This window comes from Acidovorax sp. KPB24-03 (assembly GCF_057546605.1).
On sequence record NZ_BAAJYR010000339.1, the window covers coordinates 1 to 3,864 of the forward strand.

Sequence of the window (3,864 nt, forward strand, 5' to 3'; positions counted from 1 at the left end):
CTGGCGCGCGCCGCAGCGCCTGGCCGAGGCCCTGGTGCCGGGGCTGGCACGCGGCATCGCAGTGCGCGAGCTGGCGGCGCTTCGCCAGCAACTGGACTGGAGCGAAGGCGACGACCCGTGGCGCATCCCGCCCGCACGGCAGAACGAAGGCCCGGGCAACGCCCTGCTGGCGGTGCTGGAGCATGCCGAGGTGACCGAGGTGTTCTGCGCGCTGGGCGAGCGCGGCATGCCGGCCGAACAGGTGGCGCGCCAGCTGGCCGGCGAGGTGCGCTCGTTCGAGCACAGCCGGGGCGCTGTCGGTCCGCACCTGGCGGACCAGTGGATGCTGCCGCTGGCCCTCGCCGTCTGGCGCAGCGGCCAGCGGGGGAGCTACACGGCCGAGGCGATCACCCCGCATGCCAGCACGAATGCGCAGGTCATCGCGCAGTGCCTGCCGGTGCGCATCGCCATGGCGCCCTGCGCGGGTGCCACGCGCATCGACATCGAGAAAGCCGCATCGCCGGCATAACCATATGCGCGGAGTGTCGTAGGCATGGGCCAAAATGTTTTTTTGCCTGTCCCGTACCTGTCCAACCTGGAGACGCCATGAAAGTCGAGAACATCCTGCAAACCATCGGCAACACGCCCCATGTGCGCATCAACCGCCTGTTCGGCGCGGGTGCCAACGTGTGGGTGAAGTCCGAGCGCAGCAACCCCGGCGGTTCGATCAAGGACCGCATCGCCCTGTCGATGGTGGAAGACGCGGAACGCACCGGCGCGCTGCAGCCCGGCGGCACGATCATCGAGCCCACGTCGGGCAACACGGGCATCGGACTGGCCCTGGTGGCGGCGGTGAAGGGCTACCGGCTCATCCTGGTGATGCCCGACAGCATGAGCGTCGAGCGCCGCCGCCTCATGCTGGCCTACGGTGCGCAGTTCGACCTCACACCGCGCGAAAAAGGCATGAAGGGCGCCATCGCCCGCGCCGAGGAACTGCGCGCGCAGACCCCCGGCGCCTGGGTGCCGCAGCAGTTCGAAAACCCCGCCAACATCGACGTGCACGTGCGCACCACGGCGCAGGAAGTGCTGGCGGACTTTCCCGATGGCCTGGACGCGCTGATCACCGGCGTGGGCACGGGCGGCCACCTGACGGGGGTGGGCCGCGTGCTGAAGGCGAAGTTTCCGGCCCTCAAGATCTTCGCGGTGGAGCCCGTGGCCTCGCCCGTGATCTCCGGCGGCCAGCCGGCCCCGCACCCGATCCAGGGCATCGGCGCGGGCTTCGTGCCCAAGAACCTCGACACCAGCCTGCTTGACGGCGTGATCCAGGTCGATGCCGAGCCCGCGCGGGAATACGCCCGCCGTGCCGCGCGCGAGGAAGGCCTGCTGGTGGGCATTTCCTCCGGCGCCACGCTGGCCGCCATCGCACAGAAGCTGCCCGAGCTGCCCGCCGGCGCCAAGGTGCTGGGCTTCAACTACGACACGGGCGAGCGCTACCTGTCGGTCGAGGGCTTCCTGCCCTCCTGAGCGTTTTCTGAATGAAACCGCGCGCTGCCCCGGGCCAGGGCAGCGTGCGCAGTCCACCCACCCGACGCCATGGGTGGGACCTTTTTCGGGCTGGGAGCCGGGCTGCCGGCGGCCCTCAGGCCCGGCCGCCATCGGGTCACAAGCGTTCGGCCAGCCGTCCTACAGCCCAGCCGGACCGCCATCGAAACAATCAAAGCCCATGCGGGGCCCGCCTGAAACCGGGCTTTTCGGCCCGGTTCCCGCCCCTCCCCCGCGCTCACTGATTGCCCCATGGAACCATCCACCGCCTCTCCCGTTGCCTTCAAGGTGCTGACCGTGAACGTGCACAAGGGCTTCACCACCTTCAACCGCCGCTTCATGCTGCACGAGCTGCGCGAAGCCGTGCGTGGCGTGTCGGCCGACCTGGTCTTCCTGCAGGAAGTGCTCGGCACGCACCAGCGGCACGCTGGGCGCGTGGCCAATTTTCCGCAGGAGCCGCACTACGAATTCCTGGCCGACACCATCTGGGGCCAATACGCCTATGGCCGCAATGCGGTGTACGACAACGGCCACCACGGCAACGCGCTGCTGTCCAAGTTCCCCATCGTTCACTACGAAAACCACGACATCTCCGTGAGCGGACCCGAGCGGCGCGGCATGCTGCACTGCGTGCTGCAGCCCCCGGGCCACGCCCGGCAGGTGCATGCCATCTGCGTTCACCTGGGCCTGCAGGAGGCGCACCGCCAGCGCCAGCTCAAGCGCGTGTGCGAGCTGGTGGCCACGTTTCCGCCCGAAGACCCGGTGGTGGTGGCGGGCGACTTCAACGACTGGCGCGGCCGTGCGCACGACGTGCTGCGCGCCGGCGCCGGCCTGCACGAGGTGTTCATGCACGCGCGGGGCAAGGCGGTGCGCACCTTCCCGGCCTCCATGCCGCTGCTGGCGCTGGACCGCATCTACGTGCGCAATGCCTCGGTGCACGCGCCGGTGGTGCTGCCGCGCAAGCCCTGGCACAAGCTGTCGGACCACGCGCCCCTGGCCGCGGAGATTTCGCTGTGATGCACCGCTCCCGCCCCTCGCGCTGGGTGCCCGGCAACCATTTCACGCTGCTGGAGAACGGCGAAGCGTTCTTCCCCCGCGTGTTCGAGGCCATCGCGCAGGCACGGCGCGAGGTGATCCTGGAAACCTTCATCCTCTTCGACGACAAGATCGGCCGGGGGCTGCACGCGGCGCTGCTGCAGGCCGCGCGCAACGGCGCCGAGGTGCATGTGCTGGTGGACGGCTTCGGCTCGCCCGATCTGCCGGAAGACTTCATCGGCGAACTGGTGAACGCCGGCGTGCGCTTTCGCATCTTCGACCCAGGCCGCAGGCTGTTCGGCCAGCGGCTGAACGTGCTGCGCCGCATGCACCGCAAGATCGTGGTGGTGGACGGGGAGATCGGCTTCATCGGCGGCATCAACTACTCGGCCGACCACGTGGCCGACTACGGCCCCGAGGCCAAGCAGGACTATTCGGTCGAGGTGCGCGGCCCCATCGTCGCCCACATGCTGGGCTTCGCGCGCGATGCCGTCATGCCGCCCCGGACACGGCGCCGCCGCCAGGGGGCGAACGCCGTGTCGCCGCTGCCCCATGCGGGCACGGCGGACGCGATCTTCGTCACGCGCGACAACCACAACCACACCAACGACATCGAGCGCCACTACCGCGTGGCCCTGCGCGCCGCGCGCGAGCGCGTGGTGATCGCCAATGCCTACTTCTTTCCCGGCTACCGCTTCATCCGCGAAATGCGCCGCGCGGCGCGGCGCGGGGTGGACGTGCGGCTCATCCTGCAGGGCCAGCCCGACATGCCCATCGTGCGCACGGCGGCCAGCATGCTCTACGACCACCTGCTGCGCGCGGGCGTGCGCATCTACGAATACTGCGACCGGCCGCTGCACGGCAAGGTCGCGCTGGTGGACGGCGAATGGTCCACCGTGGGCTCCAGCAATCTCGACCCCTTGAGCCTGTCGCTCAACCTCGAGGCGAACGTGGTGATCCGCGACAAGGATTTCAACGCGACGCTGCACGAACGGCTGGACCACCTGATGCAGCACAGCTGCCGCCAGGTCCAGGCCACGCCACCCTCGCGCTGGGATGGCCTGCGCCTGCTGCGCAGCTATTTCCTGTTCCACGTCATGCGCTGGTTCCCCTCCTGGGCGGGTTGGCTGCCGCGCCACGAGCCCGAGATCTCGCTGGTCCGCGCCCAGGAGCCCCCGGCCCACGACACCGGTCACCGGCCTTCGGCCACCTGAGCCATGGCGGCAGCGGCGCCCTCCCCGGCCCTGTCCTCCCTGGACCCGGCCAAGCCTGGGCATGACCCCGCCCGGCCCCAGGCCGGGGCCCCCA

General features: G+C 69.9%; 4 protein-coding genes. All 4 read left to right on the forward strand.

What is annotated here, in order from left to right:
• Positions 1-508: RNA 3'-terminal phosphate cyclase (locus AC27KI_RS20385; protein ID WP_487115528.1), on the forward strand; the 508-nt coding region annotated here is incomplete at its 5' end.
• A gap of 77 nt (positions 509-585) precedes the next feature.
• Positions 586-1,503, forward strand: a complete 918-nt coding sequence (cysK, locus tag AC27KI_RS20390; protein ID WP_284413957.1) for a cysteine synthase A — start codon at positions 586-588, stop codon at positions 1,501-1,503.
• A 270-nt stretch (positions 1,504-1,773) separates the two neighbouring features.
• A complete protein-coding gene (locus AC27KI_RS20395) occupies positions 1,774-2,538 on the forward strand; it encodes an endonuclease/exonuclease/phosphatase family protein (RefSeq protein ID WP_272565266.1) in 765 nt (254 codons plus the stop codon).
• A complete protein-coding gene (gene clsB, locus AC27KI_RS20400) occupies positions 2,535-3,770 on the forward strand; it encodes a cardiolipin synthase ClsB (protein ID WP_487115531.1) in 1,236 nt (411 codons plus the stop codon). Before AC27KI_RS20395 ends, clsB begins: the two co-directional genes overlap by 4 nt.
• Positions 3,771-3,864: the final 94 nt, after the last annotated feature.

Excerpts from the sequence above, each read along its gene's own strand:
- cysK (WP_284413957.1), top strand. The coding sequence starts at position 586 with ATGAAAGTCGAGAACATCCTGCAAACCATCGGCAACACGCCCCATGTG.
- AC27KI_RS20395 (WP_272565266.1), top strand. The coding sequence starts at position 1,774 with ATGGAACCATCCACCGCCTCTCCCGTTGCCTTCAAGGTGCTGACCGTG.